Source organism: Pseudomonas sp. Pf153 (genome assembly GCF_001269775.1).
Lineage (GTDB): Bacteria > Pseudomonadota > Gammaproteobacteria > Pseudomonadales > Pseudomonadaceae > Aquipseudomonas > Aquipseudomonas uvaldensis.
The window spans coordinates 316560-336536 of the sequence record NZ_LHVL01000030.1 but is presented as its reverse complement, the minus strand read 5'-3'; the positions used below and the strand labels follow the sequence as shown (position 1 = coordinate 336536).

Here is a 19977-nt window from a genome sequence, read left to right as displayed (position 1 = left end):
GCATTGATCGCGCCCGGCGGGTTGATTTCGTTGAAATTCATCACGTACGCAGGCGTCTTCGCCTGGGGAGGTTCCCAATGGGTCAGAGTCCCTCGCTGCAAACCGTCTTGAAGGACCGGCGCGCCGCAGGACAAGGGCTGGCGAACCATTTGCTCAAGTACGCCCATCGACCGGATGTTGCCGTGCTGGCCCTGCCTCGCGGCGGGGTCCCTGTGGCGTATGAAGTCGCCACCGCCCTGCGAGTGCGCCTGGACCTGATGCTGGTGCGCAAGCTTGGCATGGCGTCGAATCCAGAGTTCGCCATGGGCGCCATCGCCAGTGGCGGGATCAGAATCCTCAATGACGATGTACTGCGTGCGCATCCGATCGACCAGGACCGCTTCGACGCGGTGGTCGAGCAGGAGTCACGCGAGCTGATGCGTCGTGAACAGGCGTACCGGGGGACGCGCGCGCCGCTGCAGCTCAAGGACCAGGTGGTGATTCTGATCGACGATGGCCTGGCGACGGGAGCTTCCATGATGGCGGCGATCCACGCGGTGCGGACCCAGGCACCTTCGCGCATCGTCGTCGCCGTACCGGTTGCCCCCTTGGAAACCTTGGAGGCCTTGCGCAGCGAGGTAAACGAGGTGATTTGCCCGCTGGTGCCTGAGTGGATGATCTCGATCGGTCACTGGTACGAGGACTTTTCCCAGACCCCGGATGAAGTCGTCATCGATCTGTTGCAGCGTGCCTGGCAACGAGAGTCGACGGGCGACGTCCATCCGTAGGGTCAGGCTTGTGCCGGCCGGCTACACGCCGAACGGAAAGGTTTCGTCTTCCGATTCGATTGCCTGGCCCTCGGGCAATGCCAGTGCGGTTACCGGTTGCGTCTGTTCGACCCAGATCATGGCGTCGAATTGCTCGGCCAGCACGGCCTCGAAGTAGTGACTGTGGCGTTCGGTTTCGGGGCGGTAGATCACGCCGATGGCCCTTTCCAGCAGGGGCTTGGAGAGGGCGTGGCGCAGCTCCGTGCGTCGTGGGTCTCGCCAGTCGGTCAGGGACGCCGCGATGCCTGCCTTGAGGAACTGATATTCCCAACTGTCAGGGCGGGACGGGCGGACGTCCTTGATGAGCATGTCGCCGTCCCAGTCGTCGGCCGCTGCCACCTGGCCGCGGTCGGTGCCCATGCCGATCAGCACCGCGTCGTGGCCATGGGTGTTGCGGCAGAGCTGGCCGATATTGAATTGGCCCTTCCAACCCATCTGCGTGGCGGCCGCGTTGCCGATGTGGGAGTTATGTGCCCATACCACCGCTTTCGCTTGGGGGCCGCGATGTTCCAGCAGAGCCTGCAAGGTGTCGAACATGTGTTGGTCGCGCAGGTTCCAGGAGGTGGTCGATCCGCGATAAATCGCCCGGTAATAATGCTCGGCCGCTTGGACGACCCGTGCATTCTGCGCGGCATTGAAAAACGCCTCGTCGTCCTTGACCAGCCCCGCCAGCCGTTCGGCCAACAGGGTATTGAGTTGCTCGACCACCGCATTTTCACAGGGCATCAAGCCATCGCGTTCGACGAAGTGGCCGTACAACGCAGGCTCATCCTGCCAGGGCGTCAGGCAGCCATATCGCCGTCGGGCTTCCTGGGCCAGTCGGGGATCGACCCGTTCCAGATAGGCCAACACTTCATGGATGGAGTTGCGCAGACTATAGATATCCAGCCCGCGGAATTCGACGCGGTTGTCCGGGGCCAGTCGCTGGTTGTAGCGATGCAGCCAGTGGGCAAACGTCTTGACATCGGTGTTGCGCCACATCCAGGTCGGGAATCGGCTGAAGATGTGCCGTTTCCACGCCGAGGGTGCCTGTCCCCGGACGTATCGGTCCAGATGGCCCGCGTCCGGCCAGTCCGCTTCGACGGCAACGATGCTGAAGCCGTGCCGCTCGATCAGGCGTCGGGTGATGGCCGCTCTGAGTCGATAGAAGTCGCTGGTACCATGGCTGGCCTCGCCGATCATCACCACCCGTGCGTCGGCGTAACGGTCGAACATCGGGGCGAAGTCAGGTGAGTCCGGATCGGGCAGCGGTTCGGCGTAGCGCCGCAGGACCGAGGCGATGATCGTCTTCCCATCGGGAGAAGGGAAGCCGAGGGGGCCTTGCCGTGCGTCTTGCGAGGGTGTGGTCATATCGTCATCCCCTTGGGTGTGGATGTTCGATGGCGACGCTGACAGGAGGCCCCAGTCGCAGCGGCGCGGTTCGCTCTCGGCTGCCTTTCGCTCCACCTATAAGGATAAGGACAAGCATCATGCCCATGTGTTCAGCCGTTCACTGCAGCTTGTCCCTGGCCGGCGGTACACCGGATTACGACGCCACGCCGGTACAGTACCTGGCGCAATTGCACGTCCCTGGCCTTAGCCACGGCGTGCTGGTGCCCGGCATCTATCGAATGGGGGACGGACCCGCAGAATATCGCCTTCGCCCGGGCCGCGCTGGCCCTGCTGGAGCAGTTGAACGCATTGGCGTGTCCAGCGCCGCTGATGCATGTGTTAATGGTGCAGGCGCCTCGGGTATTGTTCGGTTTTTGAGAGACCAGGACGATAGATCCCGGTTTTTCCTGAACTCGTGAGAACAATGGGAATCTAGAGTCCATTGCGGCAGTGCGAAAAGATCGAGGATGACCGATGTCGAATGTTGAAGAGCTTTCCAGGGAAGCACTGGCGTCAAGTGAATACGAAAGCCTGGTTTCGATTGGCGCAAACGCGCTCGAAGCCATTCCTGGTGCCGTGTACCTGTGCGACCGGCACGGATGGCTTGTCAGGTACAACAGCGAGGCCGCCGAACTCTGGGGACGTACGCCCGTGCTGGGTGAGAACGGGGATCGCTTTTGTGGTTCCCACCGGCTGTTCCTGATTGACGGAACACCCCTGGCGCCCGAGGACTGCCCGATGGCCGTGGCCCTCAACGAAGGCAGCGTGACCCGCAACCAGGAAGTCATCATTCAACGACCGGATGGCTCGCGATTCGTGGCACTGGTGAATATCCGGGCCCTGAGGGACCGGCGGGGCGTTATCCAGGGGGCGATCAACTGCTTCCAGGACATCTCGGCGCACCACGCCGTGGCCGAGCAATTGCGGCGCAAAAGTGCCGACCTCGAAGACTTCTTCGAAAACAGCGCCGTGGGTCTGCACATTGTCAGTGGCGACGGGGTCATCCTGCGCGCCAACAAGGCAGAACTGGCGCTCCTGGGCTATTCGGAGGAGGAATACATCGGCCGTCATATCACCGAGTTTCATGTCGATGCCCCCGTCATTGGTGAAATCCTCCATAAACTCGCCAGTGGTGATTGCCTGCAGGACTACCCGGCGCGCCTGCGGGCCAAGGATGGCTCGATCAAGTATGTGACGATCACCTCGAACGGACGGTTCGAAGAAGGCAAGCTGTTCAACACGCGTTGCTTCACCATCGATGTGACCTGCATGCATGCCGCCGAGGCGGCGCGCCAAGAGAGCGATGAGAGGCTGGCGGCCACCTACGAGGCGGCCACCATCGGTATTGCCGAGGCCGACGTCGACGGGCACCTGCTGCGTGTCAACGATGCCCTTTGCCGCATGCTGGACCGCTCTCGCGAAGAACTCCTGGACATGACATTCCTGGACTATACCCATCGCGACTGCGCCGGGGAGGACGCGGCGCTTTATGCGCGTCAGGTGGCCGGCGAGCTGGACAGCTATGTGGTTCGTAAGCGCGCCGTGAAACCCGATGGCGAAATTCTTTACCTGGATGTGCACAGTTCATCGGTCAGGGACGCCGCCGGTGGCTTTCGCTATGGCGTGCGGGTGCTTCAGGACGTCACCGCGACGCAGCGGATGGAGCAGCAGATCCGTGAAAGCGAACGGCACATGCGCAATCTCCTCGAGGCGCTGCCCGCGGCGGTCTACACCACCGATGCGCAGGGCCGTATCACCTTTTACAATCGGGCGGCGGTGGAACTGTCGGGCCGTACGCCGCAGTTGGGTGACCTGTGGTGCGTGACGTGGAAGCTGTTCAACACCGATGAAACACCGCTGCCTCACGATCAGTGCCCGATGGCGGTGGCCCTGAAGGAAAACCGGCCGATACGCGGCGTAGAGGCCATCGCCCAACGACCCGATGGCAGCCGCGTGCCGTTCACCCCGTACCCCACGCCTCTGCATGATGCCGAGGGCAACCTGGTGGGAGCGATCAACATGCTGGTGGACATCACCGAGCGCAAACAGGCCGAGAACAGACAGAAAACGCTGATCGACGAGCTCAATCATCGGGTCAAGAACACCCTGGCCACCGTGCAATCTCTGGCGGTGCAGACAGCGCGCGATGCGGTGGACGCGAAGGACGGCTACAAGCGCTTCGAAGCCAGGCTTTTGGCGTTGTCCCGTGCGCATGATCTGCTGACCCGGCGCCACTGGGGCAATACGCCGCTGGATTCCCTGGCCCAGGAAGTATTGATGCCGGTGTTCGGCAGCGATCCTGACCGCGTGGTCGTCGAGGGACCGTCGATCGATGTCGGTACTCGGGTGGCGCTCAACCTGACGATGACCCTCAACGAATTGGCGATCAACGCCCTTAAATACGGCGCCATGTCCGTCGAAACGGGCTCGCTGTCGGTCAAATGGGAACTGCAGCCGCAACCCCATGGAACGTTGTTCACCCTGGACTGGCGCGAATCGGGAGGGCCGGTGGTGTCCCGGCCGGAGCGGGAAGGGCTGGGGTCGCGATTGATGAAGCGCTGTATCGAGCGTGACCTGGGGGGCACGTTCGACCTCACCTTCGCCCCGCAGGGCGTGTCCTGTCACTTCTCGTTCCTCATTGGAGCCTAGGCATGACGCCCTTCGCCGGAGTCAGGGTGCTCGTTGTCGAGGACGAAGGCGCAATCGCCCTGTTGATCGAAGAGTTACTGGAAGACCTTGGCTGCGAAGTCGTGGCCTCGGTCGCCCGGTTGACGGCGGCCCAGGATCGGGCCAGTACGGCGCACATCGACTTGGCGATCCTCGATGTCAACCTGGCTGGCGAGCGGGTTTTTCCGGTGGCGCAGATCCTGCGCGATCGCGGCATCGCGTTTCTGTTCAGCACCGGCTATGGCGCCAGCGGCGTGCCGGCCGAGTTCGCAGGTTATCCGGTCCTGCACAAGCCGTTTTCCGAAAGCGAGTTGCAGCACAAGATTGGCTTGGCGTTGAAGGGAAGCACAACGATGTGTAGTGGACTTGGATCCTGAGAACACTCCTGCCCCTGTGGGATCAGAGCACAACCGAGAGAGACACAGGGCACCTTTAGCCCAGGAACTGCCTTAGCGCTCGAACAACATCAATCGCCAACTGCGTCGTGATGCGCCCGGGCACTTGGTCGAACATATGCGGCGCGCCTGGGTAGACATGCAACTCCACCCCCACGCCCGCCTGTGACAACCCCATTGCGTAAGCCACATCCTCATCGACAAACAAATCCAACGCCCCAACTGACAGGAAGCAGGGTGGCAGTCCACCGAGCGCCTGCTCCAACGCCGGAGAAAACCACCCAACCCGTCCATCGTCCAGGCGATAGCCGCCGCGCAGACACTCCCAGCAGAACTGATTCTGCGCCGGCAGCCAATTGAACGTACCGGTGCTGGGATTCAGGTAAAGCGAATCCGACGAACCCGTTCGATGGTCGAGCATCGGGTAAATCAGCACCTGAGCGGCAACCGGATATTGCTGCCTGTCGCGCGCCATGATCGCCAACGCCGCGGCCAACCCACCACCGGCGCTATGACCCATGACCACAATGCGCTGTGGGTCGAGGTTCAGGCTCTTGGCGTTGACGTGCATCCAGCCAAGGGCCGTATAACAATCCTCCAACGGGGCAGGAAAGGCATATTCGGGCGCCAGCCGATAATCCACCGCGACGATCGGCACCTGCAGCTCATCGGCCAGGTCGGCCAGATAATCGTCGGCCATTTCCGGCCTGCCGAGCACGAAGCCGCCACCATGGACATACAGAATTGTCGGAGGGGGCGCTCTACTGACACAGTTCGTGGGGCGGTAGAAACACAGCCGCAAACGCTCGCCGTCCGTGCCCGGAATCCAGGACTCTGTGCACCGGACGCGGTGCGCTGGTTTGAATGCCGAGTGCACACGGGTGCGAATAGCGGGCAGGGTATCCAGTGACCAGCGTTCCGGGCTCGGGCTCATGAAGCTGTGAAACGCTGGATCGAGCAGTTCTTCTGGTTTCAAAGTGCTGTGTCCTATGCGTCGGGCAACGGGGCACCGGCAAGGGCACCCCGCGCTTTTTCATTACAGCCAGGTTTTGATCTGCGTACAAACCGCCTGGGATGAAATACCGTAGCGGTCATGCAACGTGGGCAGGGCGCCCGCGTCGAGGAAGACATCCGGCAGGCCGATCTGCCGGAACGTCGGCGTCACGCCATTGCGCAGCAGCACCGTGGCCACGGCTTCGCCCAGCCCACCGATCACCGAGCTGTTTTCCGCCGTTACCACCAGCCGTCCTGGCTTGCGGGCTTCGGCGAGAATGGTCTGCTCGTCCAGTGGCTTGATTGTCGGTACATGCAGCACCGCAACGTCGACACCGTCAGCCTGCAACGCTTTGGCCGCTTCCAGCGCACGCATGGTCATCAGACCGGTGGAAACGATCAGGACATCGTTGCCTGTGCGCAGCGTCTTGGCCTTGCCGATCTCGAATTGGTAGCCGTATTCGTCCAGCACCAACGGCACGTTGCCGCGAAGCAGGCGCATGTAGACCGGGCCCTGGTGTGCGGCGATGGCCGGCACGGCCTGTTCGATCTCCAGGGCGTCGCATGGGTCGATGACCATCAGGTTAGGCATGGCGCGAAAGATCGCCAGGTCATCGGTGGCCTGGTGGCTGGGACCGTAGCCAGTAGTCAGGCCCGGCAAGCCGCAGACGATCTTGACGTTGAGGTCCTCTTCGGCAATGGCCATGCAGATGAAGTCATAGGCGCGCCGGGAGGCGAACACGGCATAAGTCGTGGCGAACGGTACGAAACCCTCGCGGGCCATGCCGGCCGCTGCGCTCATCAACAATTGTTCGGCCATGCCCATTTGATAGAAGCGATCGGGATGGGCCTTGGCGAAAACGTGCAGGTCAGTGTATTTGGACAGGTCGGCGGACAGCCCGACGATGTCCTTGCGCCGCTCGGCCAGCGTCGCCAGCGCATGGCCGAAAGGCGCCGGTTTCGTGGCCTGGCCTTCGGCGGCAATCGACGCAATCATCGCTGAGGTGGTGAGGCGTTTCTTGGCCGGCTCGCTCGTCGAAATCGAGGTGTTGGCGGTGTTGCTCATGGCTGTTTTCCTTCTTCGAGATTGCTCAGCGCCAGGTCCCACTCATGTTCTTCGACGCGGATGAAATGGGTTTTTTCGCGGTTTTCCAGGAACGGCACGCCCTTGCCCATCCGGGTGTCGCAGATGATCACCCTGGGTTGCGCGCCGGGGTGGTTGCGGGCGGCATCGAAGGCGGCGACCAGCGCGTCCAGGTCATTGCCATCGACCCGCTGGGTGAACCAGCCGAAGGCCTGCCAGCGGTCGACAATGGGTTCGAAGCAAAGGATTTCGTTCGAATAGCCATCGGCCTGCTGGTTGTTGACGTCGACGATGGCGATCAGGTTGTCGAGCTTCCAGTGGGAGGCTGACATCACCGCTTCCCAGGTCGACCCTTCATTCAACTCACCGTCGGACAGTAGGTTGTAGACGAAGGAAGACGAGTCTTTGCGTTTCAATCCCAGGCAGGCGCCGACGGCAATACCCAGCCCCTGACCCAGCGAGCCGCCTGTGATTTCCATGCCTGGGGTGTAGGTGGCCATGCCCGACATGGGCAAGCGGCTGTCATCGGCGCCGTAGGTTTCCAGCTCATCCAGGGGGATGACATGGGCTTCGATCAACGCCGCGTACAGTGCGATGGCGTAGTGACCGATGGACAGATAGAAGCGGTCGCGTTGTTCCCACTCAGGCTCGTCGGGTCGGTAGTTCAGGGCATGAAAGTACGACACCGCCAGCAGGTCGGCGGCACCGAGGGCCTGGCCAACGTAGCCCTGGCCCTGGACTTGTCCCATGCGCAACGCATGATGACGGATGTTGTGGGCGCGCTCAGCCAGCGACGTGGACGCGGTGTGGGCAGCAAGGTTAGTCATGGTAAGACTCCGGTAACTCAACGATTGACCAGGGCGGCAGGGATGCGCAGCACCAGCAAGGCACCGCCCAACAGCACGCCGGTGATCAGGTACATGCCGATGGCGCTGGAGCCGGTCTGCGTAGTGATCCAGCCAATCAGGTAGGGCGAGCAGAAGCCCGCGAGGTTGGCGAAACTGTTGACGGCGGCGATGCCGGCTGCGGCAGAGACACCACCCAACAAGGTGGTGGGCAACATCCAGAACATCGACGAAGCGGACAGAATCCCCGAGGCGGCCAGGCACAGGCTCAGGATCGACAGCAGAACGTTGCCGCCCAGCAGCGCGGCGAGGGTCAGGCCCAGAGCGCCAGCGATCATCGGCCCGATCAAGTGCCAGCGACGCTCACGATGTTTGTCGCCGCTGCGTCCCACCAGCAACATGGCGGCAATGGCGCAGAGGTAGGGCAGGCTGGTCAGGAAGCCAATGTGCAGCGGATCGGTCACCCCGGCGTTACGCACCAGGGTGGGCAGCCAGAAGGTGATTGCGTACTGGCCCATCACCACGCAGAAATAGATCCCCGCCAACAGCCACAACCGACGGTCATGGATGAATTCGCGCACCGAGGTGTGGGTCACTTTTTTCTGTTCGTCTTCGGCCAATTCGCGGCTGATCAGGGCTTTTTCGTCCTCGTCCAGCCAACTGGCCTGATGCACGCCATCCTTGAGATAGCTCAGCACCAGCAGGCCCACCACGACGGTAGGGATGGCTTCCAGTACGAACATCCATTGCCATCCCGCCCAGCCGTGCAGACCGGCGAAGTGATTCATGATCCAGCCGGAGAGCGGGCCGCCGACCATGCCTGACAGTGGGATGGCGATGAACCACAACACCGTCATGCGGGCGCGCCGATAGGACGGGAACCAGTAGGTCAGGTACAGCAACAAGCCCGGTGCCAGACCGGCTTCGGCGACGCCGAGCAGAAAGCGCAGGACATAGAACTGCCACGCGGTTTCGACGAAGGCGAACAGCGCGGAAATAATGCCCCAGGTGATCATGATCCGAGCGATCCAGACGCGCGCCCCGACCTTGTGCAGGATGATGTTGCTGGGCACTTCGCAGAGGAAATAGCCGATGAAGAACATGCCGGCACCCAGGCCGTAGACGGTTTCGCTAAGGGCCAGGTCGTTCATCATCTGTAGCTTGGCGAAGCCGACATTGACGCGGTCAAGGTAGGCGCACAGGTAGCACAGCATCAGGAATGGCATCAGACGCCAGGCAGTCTTGCGATAGGCGTTGGTGCGCACGGTCGAAACCGCTTCGAGCGACAGAGTGGTCATGGGGTCTGATCTCTTGTTGTTATTGACCGCCAGGCCATGGGCCCGGCTGCGTCTCGATCCAGAACCGTACGGGCCTCGCGGCCCGCCAGTGTTATCAGTGAATCAGCATCCCGCCGTTCACGTCCAAGGTGATGCCGGTCAGATAGGAAGACAGGTCACTGGCCAGGAACAGCGCTGCGTTGGCGACATCCTGGGCTTCACCCAGGCGCCCCAGTGGAATGCCATCGATGATCGTGTGACGGCGTTCATCCTGCATCAGGCCGCCGGTGATGTCGGTGTGAATCAGCCCCGGAGCAATCGAGTTGACCCGCACGTTGTCCGGCCCCAGTTCCCGGGCCATGGCTTTGCCCAGGCCCAGCACGCCCGCCTTGGCGGCGCTATAATGCGGGCCACCGAAGATGCCGCCACCGCGCTGGGCGGAAACCGACGACATGCAGACGATGCTTCCGGCGCGCTGCTCGCGCATTACCGGAATCACCGCCTGGGACATGAGCAAGGTGCCGCGCAGGCTGACGTCCAGCACCTTGTCATAGTCCGAGCCGCGAATATCCAGGGTCTTGAGCGGTTGAGTGATGCCGGCGTTGTTGACCAGCACATCGATGCGGCCGAACTGTTCGAGGACGGTGGCGACGGCCTGGCGGACCTGGCGTTCATCCGCGACGTTCGCGGCCAGGCCCAGGTGACCTTCGCCCAGGGAGGCGGCGGCGTCGCGGGCAGCGGATGCGTCCAGGTCGAGTATCACGACCCGTGCGCCGTGCTGCGCAAACGTGGTTGCAGTGGCACGACCGATACCGCGCGCCGAAGCAGCACCGGTGATAATCGCGACTTTGCCTTGAAGAAGCATGGGGCACCTCTGATTGTTGTTATGGGAGACATTCGGCCATGAACCGATGACTCACTTTGTTCCGCGCCCATGACCTGAGCAATAACGCGAATGTCACTCGGTGCTGAAAAAAATTCAGCACTCGCCAGCCGGTGAGCGGGGTGGTTGAATAGCCCGGTGCCCGGATTACATGACTTGCAGCGGAATAACAATAATCATGCGCTCACCTGACGATGCACCTGCCGTGCTGCCTCCCCTGAAAGCCATTCAGGCCTTTGAACAGACAGCGCGTTTCGGCAATGTCGCCCGCGCCGCCGAATTGCTGGAGCTGACCCCCTCGGCGGTGAGTCACCAACTGGCCAAGCTCGAAGCGATGATCGGGCGCCAACTGTTTTTCCGCACGGCCAGGGGCGTGACCCTCACCCCGGTGGGCGAGCAGTACCTGACTGAAGTCTCTGGCATCCTCCACAGCCTGGCGGTGGCCACCGAACGTGCGACCAGCGATGTCAGCCTCGATTGCCTGCGCCTGCACTCGTCTCCCAGCTTCGGCCTGTTGTGGCTGATGCCGCGCCTGGAACAGTTTCGCGAGAGTCACCCGGATATCCAGCTCAACCTCTCGTGCTCCTACGAATCGTTGCACTTCAGTCGGGACAAGATCGACGTCGACATCCGTCACGGCATGCCCAATTGGCCCAGCTTCGAAGTGCGTACCGTGCGCAACGAGCGGATTGCAGTCATGGCCTCCCCGAAATTGTTGGCGAAGCGGCCTGTGCGAGCGGTGGCGGATCTGCTCGACCGCGAGCTGATTCTGTCGGAGGCGACCCTGATCAAATGGCCGCAGTTGTTCGCCCAGCACGGTCTGGCCCGGCCCGAGAAGCCTTACACCCTGAGCTTCGACCGTTCCTACATGACCCTGGAGGCTGCCAGCCACGGCCTCGGCTTTGCCCTGGAAAGCACGTTGTTGGCCCAGGACTACCTTGATCGTGGGGCGCTGGTTGAAGTGGCACCGGATTTGAGCGCCTCGATCACCGCGCACCACCTGGTGTTTCCCCGGGCCCACGCCAACTTCCCCCGAGTCCGACGTTTCCTGGAGTGGATGTCGAAGGAGCTGGGACACGATTTCAATTACTGAGCGGGCCTCAAGGGATAAAGGCCAGCACGCTGGCCGGTGAACCTGATCCGGTCTGAAGGCGCAGTACGCCGATGACCAGCGTACAGCCGGTGGCGGGAAGTTGATCGAGCTGATTCAAGCATTCGAGAATGATGCCGCGCCGTTGCAGCACCAGTCGGTTGCTCGCGAAGGACGTTTCCTGCCCCGGATCGACGCCGTGGGTGTCGATCCCGATCCCGGCGATATGTCGCTGCTCCAGCAAGAAGTGAGTAGCGGCGGCACCGACACCGGGGAAGCGCAGGCCTCTCTCATCCTGATTGAAGAATCGACACGGGTCGGGCCAGCGCGACTGCCACCCCGTGTGGAACAGCACCACGCAACCTTCGGGAATCTGGCCGTGCGCCTGCTCCCAACTTTCGATGTCTTGCAGGTCGATGATGTAGTCAGCGTTGTCGCCAACACGGCTCGCCAGATCCACGACGACCGCTGGGCGCACCAACGAGTCGGGGCTATAACCATCGATGCCCATGGCGCCAGTCTCGAAAGTATTCGGGGCATTCATGTGGGTAGCGCTGTGCTCGCCCATGCTGAAGCTGCGTAGGTAGTAGCCATCCTTTTCCAGCGAAGCCTCGGTGTTGAACGCCACGGGTGGATCGTTGGGCCAGAGAGGAATGTCCGGGGTGATCAGGTGGCTGAGATCGACGATCCGGCTGAAGTGAATACTGGGCATGGCTGACGTCCTGTTGGCGGCTGGAAAAAAAATACTTAATGGCCCTGGCTGGTCCTGATCAATTCATAGGTCCTACGCACCAGCGGATTGATCGTATTGGCGCGAATCCACAGGTGATAAGTCACGTCCGGCATTCGTGGCAAACCATCGTTTTCCCCCAGCACCCGCATGTCCGGGCCGAGCATTTCCATGCTGCGCGCCGTGACCCCCAGGCCGGCGCGGGTGGCGGCCTTGATACCGATCAGGTTCGATGCCAGGTAGGCCTGGCGCCAGGGAATGTTGGCGCGTTCCAAGGCTTCCAAGGCGTAGCGGCGATAGATACTCGGCTCATCCACCAGGATCAGCGGTAACGGTTCGCCGGGGTTGTGCTGGTATTGCGCCGAGCAGATCCACCACACCGGCGAGGTGCGCAGGGCGAAGCCTTCGAGGTTCGGATCCTGGCGCGTGGAGATGATCATGTCGACCTTGCCCCGGTGCAGGTCGTCCATCAGGAACGGGCTGCGACCGACGTCGATTTCCAAACGCAGGCGCGGCGCCGAGCGGGCGATGTGGCTGAGGATCGGCGGCAGGATAGTGTCGGCGATGTCATGGGGCGAACCGATGCGCAACACACCGCTCAGGCTGCTCTCGCGCAGGGAATTGAGTACGTCATCGTTGAGCGAGAGCATCTGCCGTGCGTGGCGCAGCAGCTGTTGGCCGGCTTCGGTGAGTTGCTTTTGCCGGCCGCGCTTTTCAAACAGGCTCACGCCGACCTGCTGTTCCAGGCGCTGCATATGCTGGGTGACGGACGATTGCGTACGGGCCAGCCGGGCGCCGGCCTCGGCAAAGCTGTGGTGGTCGACCACGGCGATGAAGGTGCGCAGCAATTCGAGATCGAGGGTCGACATGGCGGTGCTCATATCAAGGGTGCAATGCAAAACATTACGTATTTTTATGTATTAGGTAGAGCATTTTAAGTTGGCGTGGGTTTTAGAACAGTAAATACTTGGTTATTCATTTTTTGCCTGACGACCAAACCTGAAGAGTTATAAAGATAGTCGATATTTGAATTTCCTTCGCCATCGCGCGATACCTAGGATGCCCACTCATCAGGCCGGGGGACGCCGGCTATTTCATGAGGGGGAAATTCATGTTGCTCAAGCGCTCACCCAGAAAACGATTACTGCCTGTGATGCTGGGCGCCTTGATTTCATTGGCGGGCGCCTCCGTTGCCCAGGCCGATGCGACCCTGGACAAGATCGAGCAACGCCATGAGTTGGTGGTCGGTGTCCTGCTGTCCGGCGGGCCTTTCGGCGGCATTGATCCTACGACGCAGAAACCGCGTGGTTTGAACGTCGATCTGGCCGAAGAATTGGGCCGGCAACTGGGCGCCAAGGTGGAGTTGGTACCGGTGTTGCCCGCCAACCGCGTGCAGTTCCTACAGCAGGGCAAGGTGGATCTGCTGATCGCCAACATGGAATGGACCGCCGAGCGTGGCGAACTCCTCGGCTTCGTGCCCACACCGTTTTACCGCGTCGGCGGCACTGCCGCAGTGCTCAAGGACAGCAAGATCGGCCGCTGGGAAGACCTGAAGAATCAACCGGTCTGCACCTCTCAGGGCAGCAGCTACATCAAGCCGCTGACCGAACTGGGCGCCGAGATCAAGGCGTTCAAAAGCTCCTCGGAGTCCTTGCTGGCGCTGCGTGGCAACAACTGCGTGGCGGCGGTACACGACGCCACGCTGATCAATCCGCTGGTGACCGACAACGCCGAATGGCAGGGCTATCGCGCCATAAGCCCGGAGCTCAACCCCGCGCCGTCGGTGATCTGGACCCGCAAGGGTGAAAACGACACCCAGGCCAGGCTCGACCCGATCATTCAACAACTGCACCGCAGCGGCTGGCTGATCGAAGCCCAGACCCGCAACCGCATCACGCCTGCGTCACCGGCTTTGGTGGAGTTGCAGAAAAAGTTCCAGGGCAGCGGTGCCTGACGGCTGCCGGACTTTCCATCCTCTTCTTCGACCGTCGCTCAAGGTAGCCGCCCATGATTTCGTTTTTCTCCGTCAGAACCCTGACCACGCTATGCCTGGCGTGGTCCGCCGCGAGCGCTGCCAGCCTGGTCCAGGCTGATGCAACACTGGATAAGATCCAGCAACGCCATGTCATCAGTGTCGGGGTGATGCTCAGTGGCGCGCCCTTCGGCACCATCGATCCGAAGACCGGCGAGCACCAAGGCTACAACGTTGAATTGGCCAAGGGCATCGGTAAGGCGTTGGGGGTGGAGGCCCAAACCGTTTCGGTGTTGGCGCCGAACCGCGTGCAGTTCCTACAACAGGGCAAAGTCGACATCCTGATCGCCAACATGCAATTCACCGAGGAGCGCGCCGAGATCCTCGACTATGTGCCGACGCCTTATGAAGAAGTCGGCGGCGCCGCGTTGATTCGAAAGGGCTCGGGCCTGACCCAATGGGCCGATCTGAAGGACAAACCGGTGTGCGTGTCCCAGGGCAGCAACTTCATCAAGCCGTTGCAGGAAACCTACGGCGCGCAGATCAAGGCGTTTCGCAGCCAGTCCGAATCGTTACTGTCGTTGCGCGGCAACGGTTGTGTCGCAGCGGTGCACGTGAGCCCGACCCTGCATGCGTTGCTCAGCGACGCGGAGTGGGAAGGTTATGAAATCCCGCTGCCGGGGGATCTGATTCCATCGAATTCGGTGATCTGGCTGCGCAAGGGCGAGCACGACCTTCAGGCCAGGCTCGATGCCGTGGTGCGCGATTGGCACCGCAGTGGTTGGCTGATCCAGTTGGGCGAGCGCACCGGCATGGCACCGTCTCAAGCCTTGCGCGACCTGCATGAAAAATATCGCAACGCCGAACCGTTGGCGGCGCTCCCATGAGCCAGGCGCTGTGGTTGACCTTGCAGGCCTTGGTCGGCGCGAAACATGTGCAGAACAGCGAAGAGGCTGTGGCGTACCTGACCGATCGGCAGGGCCGCTATGTCGGACAAGTGATCGCCGCCGTACATCCAGCCAATACCGAGGAAGTCGCCGCGGTAGTCCGAGCCTGCGCGGCCTCGCAAACCCCGGTGGTGGTGCAGGGCGGCAACACCGGACTGATGGGCGGTGCCACCCCGAGCGCCGATGGCCGCGCCGTATTGTTGCTGTTGGACCGCATGAACCGCATACGTGCAGTGGACACCGATAACGATACCCTGACCGTCGAAGCGGGTTGCATCCTGCAAACCGTACAGCAGGTGGCCCGTGAGGCGGATCGGCTGTTTCCCCTGAGTCTCGGCGCCGAGGGCAGTTGCACCCTCGGCGGCAACCTGGGGACCAACGCCGGCGGCACCGCCGTGCTGCGCTATGGCAATGCTCGTGAACTGACCCTGGGCCTGGAAGTCGTCACCGCCCAAGGTGAAATCTGGGACGGCCTGCGCGGTTTGCGCAAGGACAACACCGGCTACGACCTGCGAGACCTGTTCATTGGCAGCGAAGGCACCCTGGGAATCATCACCGCCGCGACCCTGAAACTCTTTCCTCGACCCAGGGCGCAGGTCACTGCACTGCTGGCTTTCGACTCGCTGGCGCAAGCCGTGGCGTTGCTGTCCCATGCCCGCAGCGGTTTCGGCGCCGGGCTGACGGCGTTCGAGTTGCTCAGCGCTGAGTGCCTGGCGCTGTTGCAGGAGCAGTTTCCCGAGGGGCCGCGACCCTTCAAAGGTACCCGTCAGCCTTGGTTCGCACTTCTGGAACTGTCGGACAACCACAGCGAAGCCCATGCCCGGGAAACCTTCGAGCACGTGCTGGGGGAGGCCTTCGAGCAAAACCTGTTGGCCGATGCGCTGATCGCCGAAAGCCTGTCCCAGAGCGAGGCCTTCTGGCAATTGCGCGAGAACATGAGCGAGGCGCAGAAACGCGCCGGGCGCAATATGAAACACGATATCTCGGTGCCGATTTCCCGGGTGGTGGCGTTCGTGGCTGATACCGATGCGCTGTTGCAGCAGCATTTTCCAGGCGTGCGGCACTACACCTTCGGTCACTTGGGCGACGGCAACCTGCATTACAACGTTGCCCATCCGCCGGGCTCCACGGTCGAGGCGCATATGGCCCATTACGCTGAGCTCAGTCAGCTGGTGCATGACAGTGCCCATGCCCATGGCGGTTCGATCAGCGCCGAGCACGGGATCGGCCAGCGCAAGGTAGACGTGCTGGCTCGCTACAAAAGCCCGGTGGAACTGGACCTGATGCGCCGCATCAAGCAAGCCCTGGATCCGCACAATCTGCTCAATCCCGGCAAGGTCCTGGCGGGAGGGCAAGCATGAGTCTTCGCCTTTCCAAACGCGTGCAGTGTGTCTCACTGTCTGCCAACGCCGCCGCCAGATCCCGCGTCACTGCGTTACGCGATAGCGGTCGGGATATTCTCGACCTGACCACCGGCGAGCCGGATTTCGACACCCCTGAACACATCAAGCAGGCCGCTTATGCAGCCATTGCCGCCGGCGCCACCAAGTACACCCCGACGCCCGGCGTGAAGGCACTGCGCGTGGCCGTCCAGCGCAAGCTGCACAACGAAAATCGCCTGAACTATCCGTTGGAATCCATCGTGATCGCCAACGGCGCCAAGCAGATCATCTTCAACGCCTTCGCCGCGACCCTGGATGACGGCGATGAAGTGCTGGTACCGACACCGTACTGGCCGTCCTTCCCCGACAGCGTGCGCTTCAATGGTGGCGAGCCGGTGTTCATCGAATGCGGATTGGCCCAGGGTTGCAAACTCACTGCCGGGCAGCTGGCGCAACACATCGGCGAACGCACGCGCTGGCTGATTCTCAACGGCCCGGGCAACCCCAGTGGCGCGGTATACAGCGAGGCCGAATTGCGTGCCTTGTCCGAGGTTCTGCGGTGTCATCCCCAAGTGCTGATCCTGCTGGATGAACTCTATGAGCACATTCGCTTCGACGGTTTCCCGACCCAGAGTCTGCTCAACGTTGCGCCGGATTTGCAGGCGCGTTGCCTGCTGGTGGGCGGGGTGTCGAAAACCTACGCCATGACTGGCTGGCGCGTCGGTTTCGGGGCGGGCCCGCGAGTGCTGACCGAAGCCATGAGTGTGGTGCAATCGCAATCGACCTCCGGCGCTTCTTCGGTCGGTCAGGCGGCCGCATTGGCGGCATTCGAGGGTGGCCTGGATTTCCTGCCGGAACAGGTCGCGGCCTATCGCCGGCGCCGCGATGTGTTGGTGAGTGCGTTGCGCGATGTTGACGGTCTTGAGGTCCTTGAACCGCAAGGCGGTTTTTTCGTGTTCGTGCGCTGCGCCGGATTGCTGGGACGTTATCGTTCGGATGGACAGCGCCTAAGCAGCGATGCCGATGTCGTTGCCTATCTGATGGAAGAGGGCGCCGCCGGTGTCGCTGGCAGCGCTTATGGCTTGTCACCGTGGTTTCGCTTGTCCATTGCCGCCGCGACCGAAACCGTCAGCGAAGCGGGGCGACGTATCGCACACGCCTGCGCCCAACTGAGGACCGAGCCATGAGCCACTGGCTGGAAGTATTCGTCCATTGGAGCGCCGGACTGGGCCTCAACTACAATTTTTTGCTGGACGCGTATCAGCGCGGCACCCTGGAGCAGGGGGCGCTGACTACGGTGCTGCTGTGCCTGCTGACTATTGTCGGCAGCCTGCTCGCGGGTGTTGGTCTGGCGGCGTTGTTGATCTCTGGCCGGCCCTGGCTGGCCAGGCCGGCGCGGCTATTCGTCGAGGTCACGCGCAATACACCGACGCTTGTGCAGCTCTATTGTGCATTCCTGGTGCTGAACATGTTGCTGACCCAGGCGGTCGGCACGGCCAATCCGCTGACGCCGTTTGCCTGGGTGGTGATCGTGATCTCGCTGCACAAGGGCGCGTTTCACGCCGAAGCGCTGCGAGCCGGGATCGAAGCGGTGCCCGCGGTGACCCTGGAAGCGGCCAGTTCCCTGGCCTTCAACAGCCGCCAGTTGCTATGGGACGTGCAACTGCCCCTGGCCCTGCGTTTTGCCTTGCCGTCGTTGATCAACAACCTGATCGACCTGGTGAAAATGACTGCCGTGGCCTCGGCCATCGCCGTGGGGGATATCACCTACGCAGCGATCATGATCTGGACCCAGAGCGATAACGTGCTGGAACTGATGATCCTGATCCTGTCGTTTTTTGGCCTGTTGAGTTTTACCGTCAACTGTGTGGGGCGTTACCTCGAAGCGCTCCTGAGGATGCCCGGTTATGGCCATTGATTCGTTGGTAAGCGCGCCCCTGGCATGGCCGCGTCGGCATCTCGGCAAATTGCTGCTGGTGGCGATCGCGCTGGTCTGGCTGGCCTATGTCGCCCCTCATAGCCCAGTGTTCAAGGCCTTGTTGCAGTGGTCGCCGGCGCTGATCGCAGGCTTCGGCCAGAACATTCTCATCAGTCTGCTGGCCATCGGTCTGGGCTCTGTGGTGGGGCTGGTGGTCGGTGCGATGGTGGTGTCGCCGCTGCGCCTGTTGCGCTGGCCGGCGCGGGTCTGGGTGCAGGTGTTCCGTAACGCGCCCTGGCTGGTGCTGATCTATTTCACCACCTATGTGTTCCCGTTCGAGATTCGGATTGGCAACACTTACGTCGCATTCCCCGACTGGGTCAAGGTCACCCTCGGCCTGGCCTTGCCGGCCAGCGCCAATGTCGCGGAAATCTTCCGTGGCGCCATCGCCTCCATCCCCAGCACCCAGTGGGAGGCCGCGCGCTCTCTGGCGTTCAGTCGTGGGCAGATTTTTCGCTCGATCATCCTGCCGCAGTGCTTCAAACGCATGCTGCCGCCGTGGATGAACCTGTATGCGGTGATCACCATGGGCACGGCGCTGGCGTCCCTGGTGGGTGTGCACGATGTGATCGACACCGCGCAGATCGCCAGCAACACCGTGAACCTGACCGGCTTCACCGTAGTGATCTACCTGAGCCTGCTGGTGCTGTTTTTTGCCTACTGCTATCCGATTTCCCGTCTGACCCAATCCCTGGAGCGACGCTATGCCTTCTACTGAAACCGTCGCCGAGCCTCTGGTCAGCCTGCGTGACCTGCACCTGTCGTTTGGCAGTAGCCCGGTGCTCAAGGGCGTTGATCTTGATGTATTCCGAGGCCAGGCCGTGTCGATCATCGGCCCGTCCGGCTCGGGTAAGTCGACGATCCTGCGCTGCATTACGGGCCTGTTGCAGCCCCAACGCGGCAGCATCCGCGTCGGTGCCACCGAAGTCCATGCCCTGGCCCGGGAAGCCCAGCGCATCGAGTTGCGCAAACGCGTTGGGTTCGTGTTCCAACAGTACAACCTGTTCCCGCATCTGTCGGTGCTGGAAAACCTGGTGATCGCCCCGCGCAAGGTGCTGGGGCGCAACCGGGTCGATGCTGAAAAGGACGCCCGCGCCTTGCTGGCCAAGGTGCGCATGAAACACAAGGCCGATGCCTATCCGGGCCAACTGTCCGGAGGGCAGCAGCAACGGGTGGCGATTGCCCGTGCCTTGGCGATGCGCCCGGAGCTGATCCTGTTCGACGAAGTGACCTCGGCCCTGGACCCGGAAACGGTCGGCGAGGTGCTGACGGTGATCCGTGAGCTGACCGAGGAGGGCATGACCTGTGTGCTGGTCACCCATGAAATGCGCTTCGCCGAAGAAATCAGCGACGTCGTCTATTTCACCGAGAACGGCGTGATCGTCGAGCACGGCAGCGCGGCGCAGATTTTCCAGGCCCCAACCAGCGAACGCACCCGCGAGTTCCTGCGGCACGCCCTCGGCGATCCGGGGCGTCGCCAGTCGATTGCCAACGACCCGTACCTGTTGACAAACCTCAGTCGTTACAGCCTGTCCGTCTGATTTTCTATCGATCAAA

General features: G+C 62.0%; 19 protein-coding genes. 11 read left to right on the top strand and 8 right to left on the bottom strand.

Going from position 1 to position 19977, the window contains the following annotated elements:
- Positions 1 to 77: 77 nt before the first annotated feature.
- Positions 78 to 767, top strand: coding sequence for a phosphoribosyltransferase (locus AD666_RS22615; RefSeq protein WP_053157080.1), 690 nt, complete (start codon positions 78 to 80; stop codon positions 765 to 767).
- A 21-nt stretch (positions 768 to 788) separates the two neighbouring features.
- On the opposite strand, the gene AD666_RS22610 is transcribed toward AD666_RS22615, so the two are convergent.
- The gene (locus tag AD666_RS22610; RefSeq protein ID WP_053157067.1) at positions 789 to 2156 is read right to left on the bottom strand and encodes an erythromycin esterase family protein; all 1368 of its coding nucleotides are present in this window, start codon (positions 2154 to 2156) and stop codon (positions 789 to 791) included.
- Positions 2157 to 2651: 495 nt separating this feature from the next.
- Between AD666_RS22610 and AD666_RS22605 the strand changes: the two genes are divergently transcribed.
- Complete coding sequence (locus AD666_RS22605; RefSeq protein WP_053157065.1) at positions 2652 to 4826, top strand: PAS domain S-box protein; 2175 nt, start codon at positions 2652 to 2654, stop codon at positions 4824 to 4826.
- Between the two features lie 2 nt (positions 4827 to 4828).
- On the top strand, positions 4829 to 5221 hold the full coding sequence (locus tag AD666_RS22600) for a response regulator (protein ID WP_053157062.1): 393 nt from the start codon (positions 4829 to 4831) through the stop codon (positions 5219 to 5221).
- A gap of 55 nt (positions 5222 to 5276) precedes the next feature.
- On the opposite strand, the gene AD666_RS22595 is transcribed toward AD666_RS22600, so the two are convergent.
- From AD666_RS22595 to AD666_RS22575, 5 genes are all read right to left on the bottom strand, one after another.
- Positions 5277 to 6215, bottom strand: coding sequence for an alpha/beta hydrolase (locus AD666_RS22595; RefSeq protein WP_156315980.1), 939 nt, complete (start codon positions 6213 to 6215; stop codon positions 5277 to 5279).
- A gap of 60 nt (positions 6216 to 6275) precedes the next feature.
- A complete protein-coding gene (locus tag AD666_RS22590; protein WP_053157059.1) occupies positions 6276 to 7298 on the bottom strand; it encodes a transketolase family protein in 1023 nt (340 codons plus the stop codon).
- Positions 7295 to 8143, bottom strand: a complete 849-nt coding sequence (locus tag AD666_RS22585) for a transketolase (protein WP_053157056.1) — start codon at positions 8141 to 8143, stop codon at positions 7295 to 7297. Before AD666_RS22585 ends, AD666_RS22590 begins: the two co-directional genes overlap by 4 nt.
- Positions 8144 to 8160: 17 nt before the next feature.
- Entirely contained in the window at positions 8161 to 9459 is a 1299-nt protein-coding gene (locus tag AD666_RS22580; RefSeq protein ID WP_053157053.1) for an MFS transporter, read from the bottom strand.
- Between the two features lie 94 nt (positions 9460 to 9553).
- Positions 9554 to 10303: an SDR family NAD(P)-dependent oxidoreductase gene (locus AD666_RS22575; RefSeq protein WP_053157050.1), complete on the bottom strand. Its 750-nt coding sequence runs from the start codon at positions 10301 to 10303 to the stop codon at positions 9554 to 9556.
- A 196-nt stretch (positions 10304 to 10499) separates the two neighbouring features.
- On the opposite strand from AD666_RS22575, the gene AD666_RS22570 reads away from it, so the two are divergent.
- Positions 10500 to 11414 carry a LysR substrate-binding domain-containing protein gene (locus AD666_RS22570; RefSeq protein ID WP_053157047.1) on the top strand — a complete coding sequence of 305 codons (915 nt, stop codon included), beginning with the start codon at positions 10500 to 10502 and terminating at the stop codon, positions 11412 to 11414.
- 7 nt (positions 11415 to 11421) lie between these two features.
- Here AD666_RS22570 and AD666_RS22565 read toward each other — a convergent pair whose 3' ends face one another.
- Together AD666_RS22565 and AD666_RS22560 are read right to left on the bottom strand one after the other, a co-directional pair.
- A complete protein-coding gene (locus tag AD666_RS22565) occupies positions 11422 to 12123 on the bottom strand; it encodes a cyclase family protein (RefSeq protein WP_053157044.1) in 702 nt (233 codons plus the stop codon).
- A 35-nt stretch (positions 12124 to 12158) separates the two neighbouring features.
- Entirely contained in the window at positions 12159 to 13022 is an 864-nt protein-coding gene (locus AD666_RS22560; RefSeq protein ID WP_053157043.1) for a LysR substrate-binding domain-containing protein, read from the bottom strand.
- 230 nt (positions 13023 to 13252) lie between these two features.
- On the opposite strand from AD666_RS22560, the gene AD666_RS22555 reads away from it, so the two are divergent.
- The 7 genes from AD666_RS22555 to AD666_RS22525 are packed head-to-tail and all read left to right on the top strand — an operon-like array spanning position 13253 to position 19961.
- On the top strand, positions 13253 to 14095 hold the full coding sequence (locus AD666_RS22555; RefSeq protein WP_053157041.1) for a transporter substrate-binding domain-containing protein: 843 nt from the start codon (positions 13253 to 13255) through the stop codon (positions 14093 to 14095).
- A 53-nt stretch (positions 14096 to 14148) separates the two neighbouring features.
- On the top strand, positions 14149 to 15000 hold the full coding sequence (locus AD666_RS22550; protein ID WP_053157038.1) for a transporter substrate-binding domain-containing protein: 852 nt from the start codon (positions 14149 to 14151) through the stop codon (positions 14998 to 15000).
- Positions 14997 to 16421 (top strand): FAD-binding oxidoreductase, encoded by a 1425-nt coding sequence (locus AD666_RS22545; RefSeq protein WP_053157035.1) that lies wholly within the window; start codon positions 14997 to 14999, stop codon positions 16419 to 16421. Before AD666_RS22550 ends, AD666_RS22545 begins: the two co-directional genes overlap by 4 nt.
- Positions 16418 to 17629: an aminotransferase class I/II-fold pyridoxal phosphate-dependent enzyme gene (locus tag AD666_RS22540; protein ID WP_053157032.1), complete on the top strand. Its 1212-nt coding sequence runs from the start codon at positions 16418 to 16420 to the stop codon at positions 17627 to 17629. Before AD666_RS22545 ends, AD666_RS22540 begins: the two co-directional genes overlap by 4 nt.
- On the top strand, positions 17626 to 18360 hold the full coding sequence (locus AD666_RS22535; protein ID WP_053157029.1) for an amino acid ABC transporter permease: 735 nt from the start codon (positions 17626 to 17628) through the stop codon (positions 18358 to 18360). Before AD666_RS22540 ends, AD666_RS22535 begins: the two co-directional genes overlap by 4 nt.
- On the top strand, positions 18350 to 19138 hold the full coding sequence (locus AD666_RS22530; RefSeq protein WP_053157026.1) for an amino acid ABC transporter permease: 789 nt from the start codon (positions 18350 to 18352) through the stop codon (positions 19136 to 19138). The genes AD666_RS22535 and AD666_RS22530 overlap by 11 nt, the downstream gene beginning before the upstream one ends.
- Positions 19125 to 19961 carry an amino acid ABC transporter ATP-binding protein gene (locus AD666_RS22525; protein ID WP_053157023.1) on the top strand — a complete coding sequence of 279 codons (837 nt, stop codon included), beginning with the start codon at positions 19125 to 19127 and terminating at the stop codon, positions 19959 to 19961. The genes AD666_RS22530 and AD666_RS22525 overlap by 14 nt, the downstream gene beginning before the upstream one ends.
- The last annotated feature ends 16 nt before the right edge of the window (positions 19962 to 19977 follow it).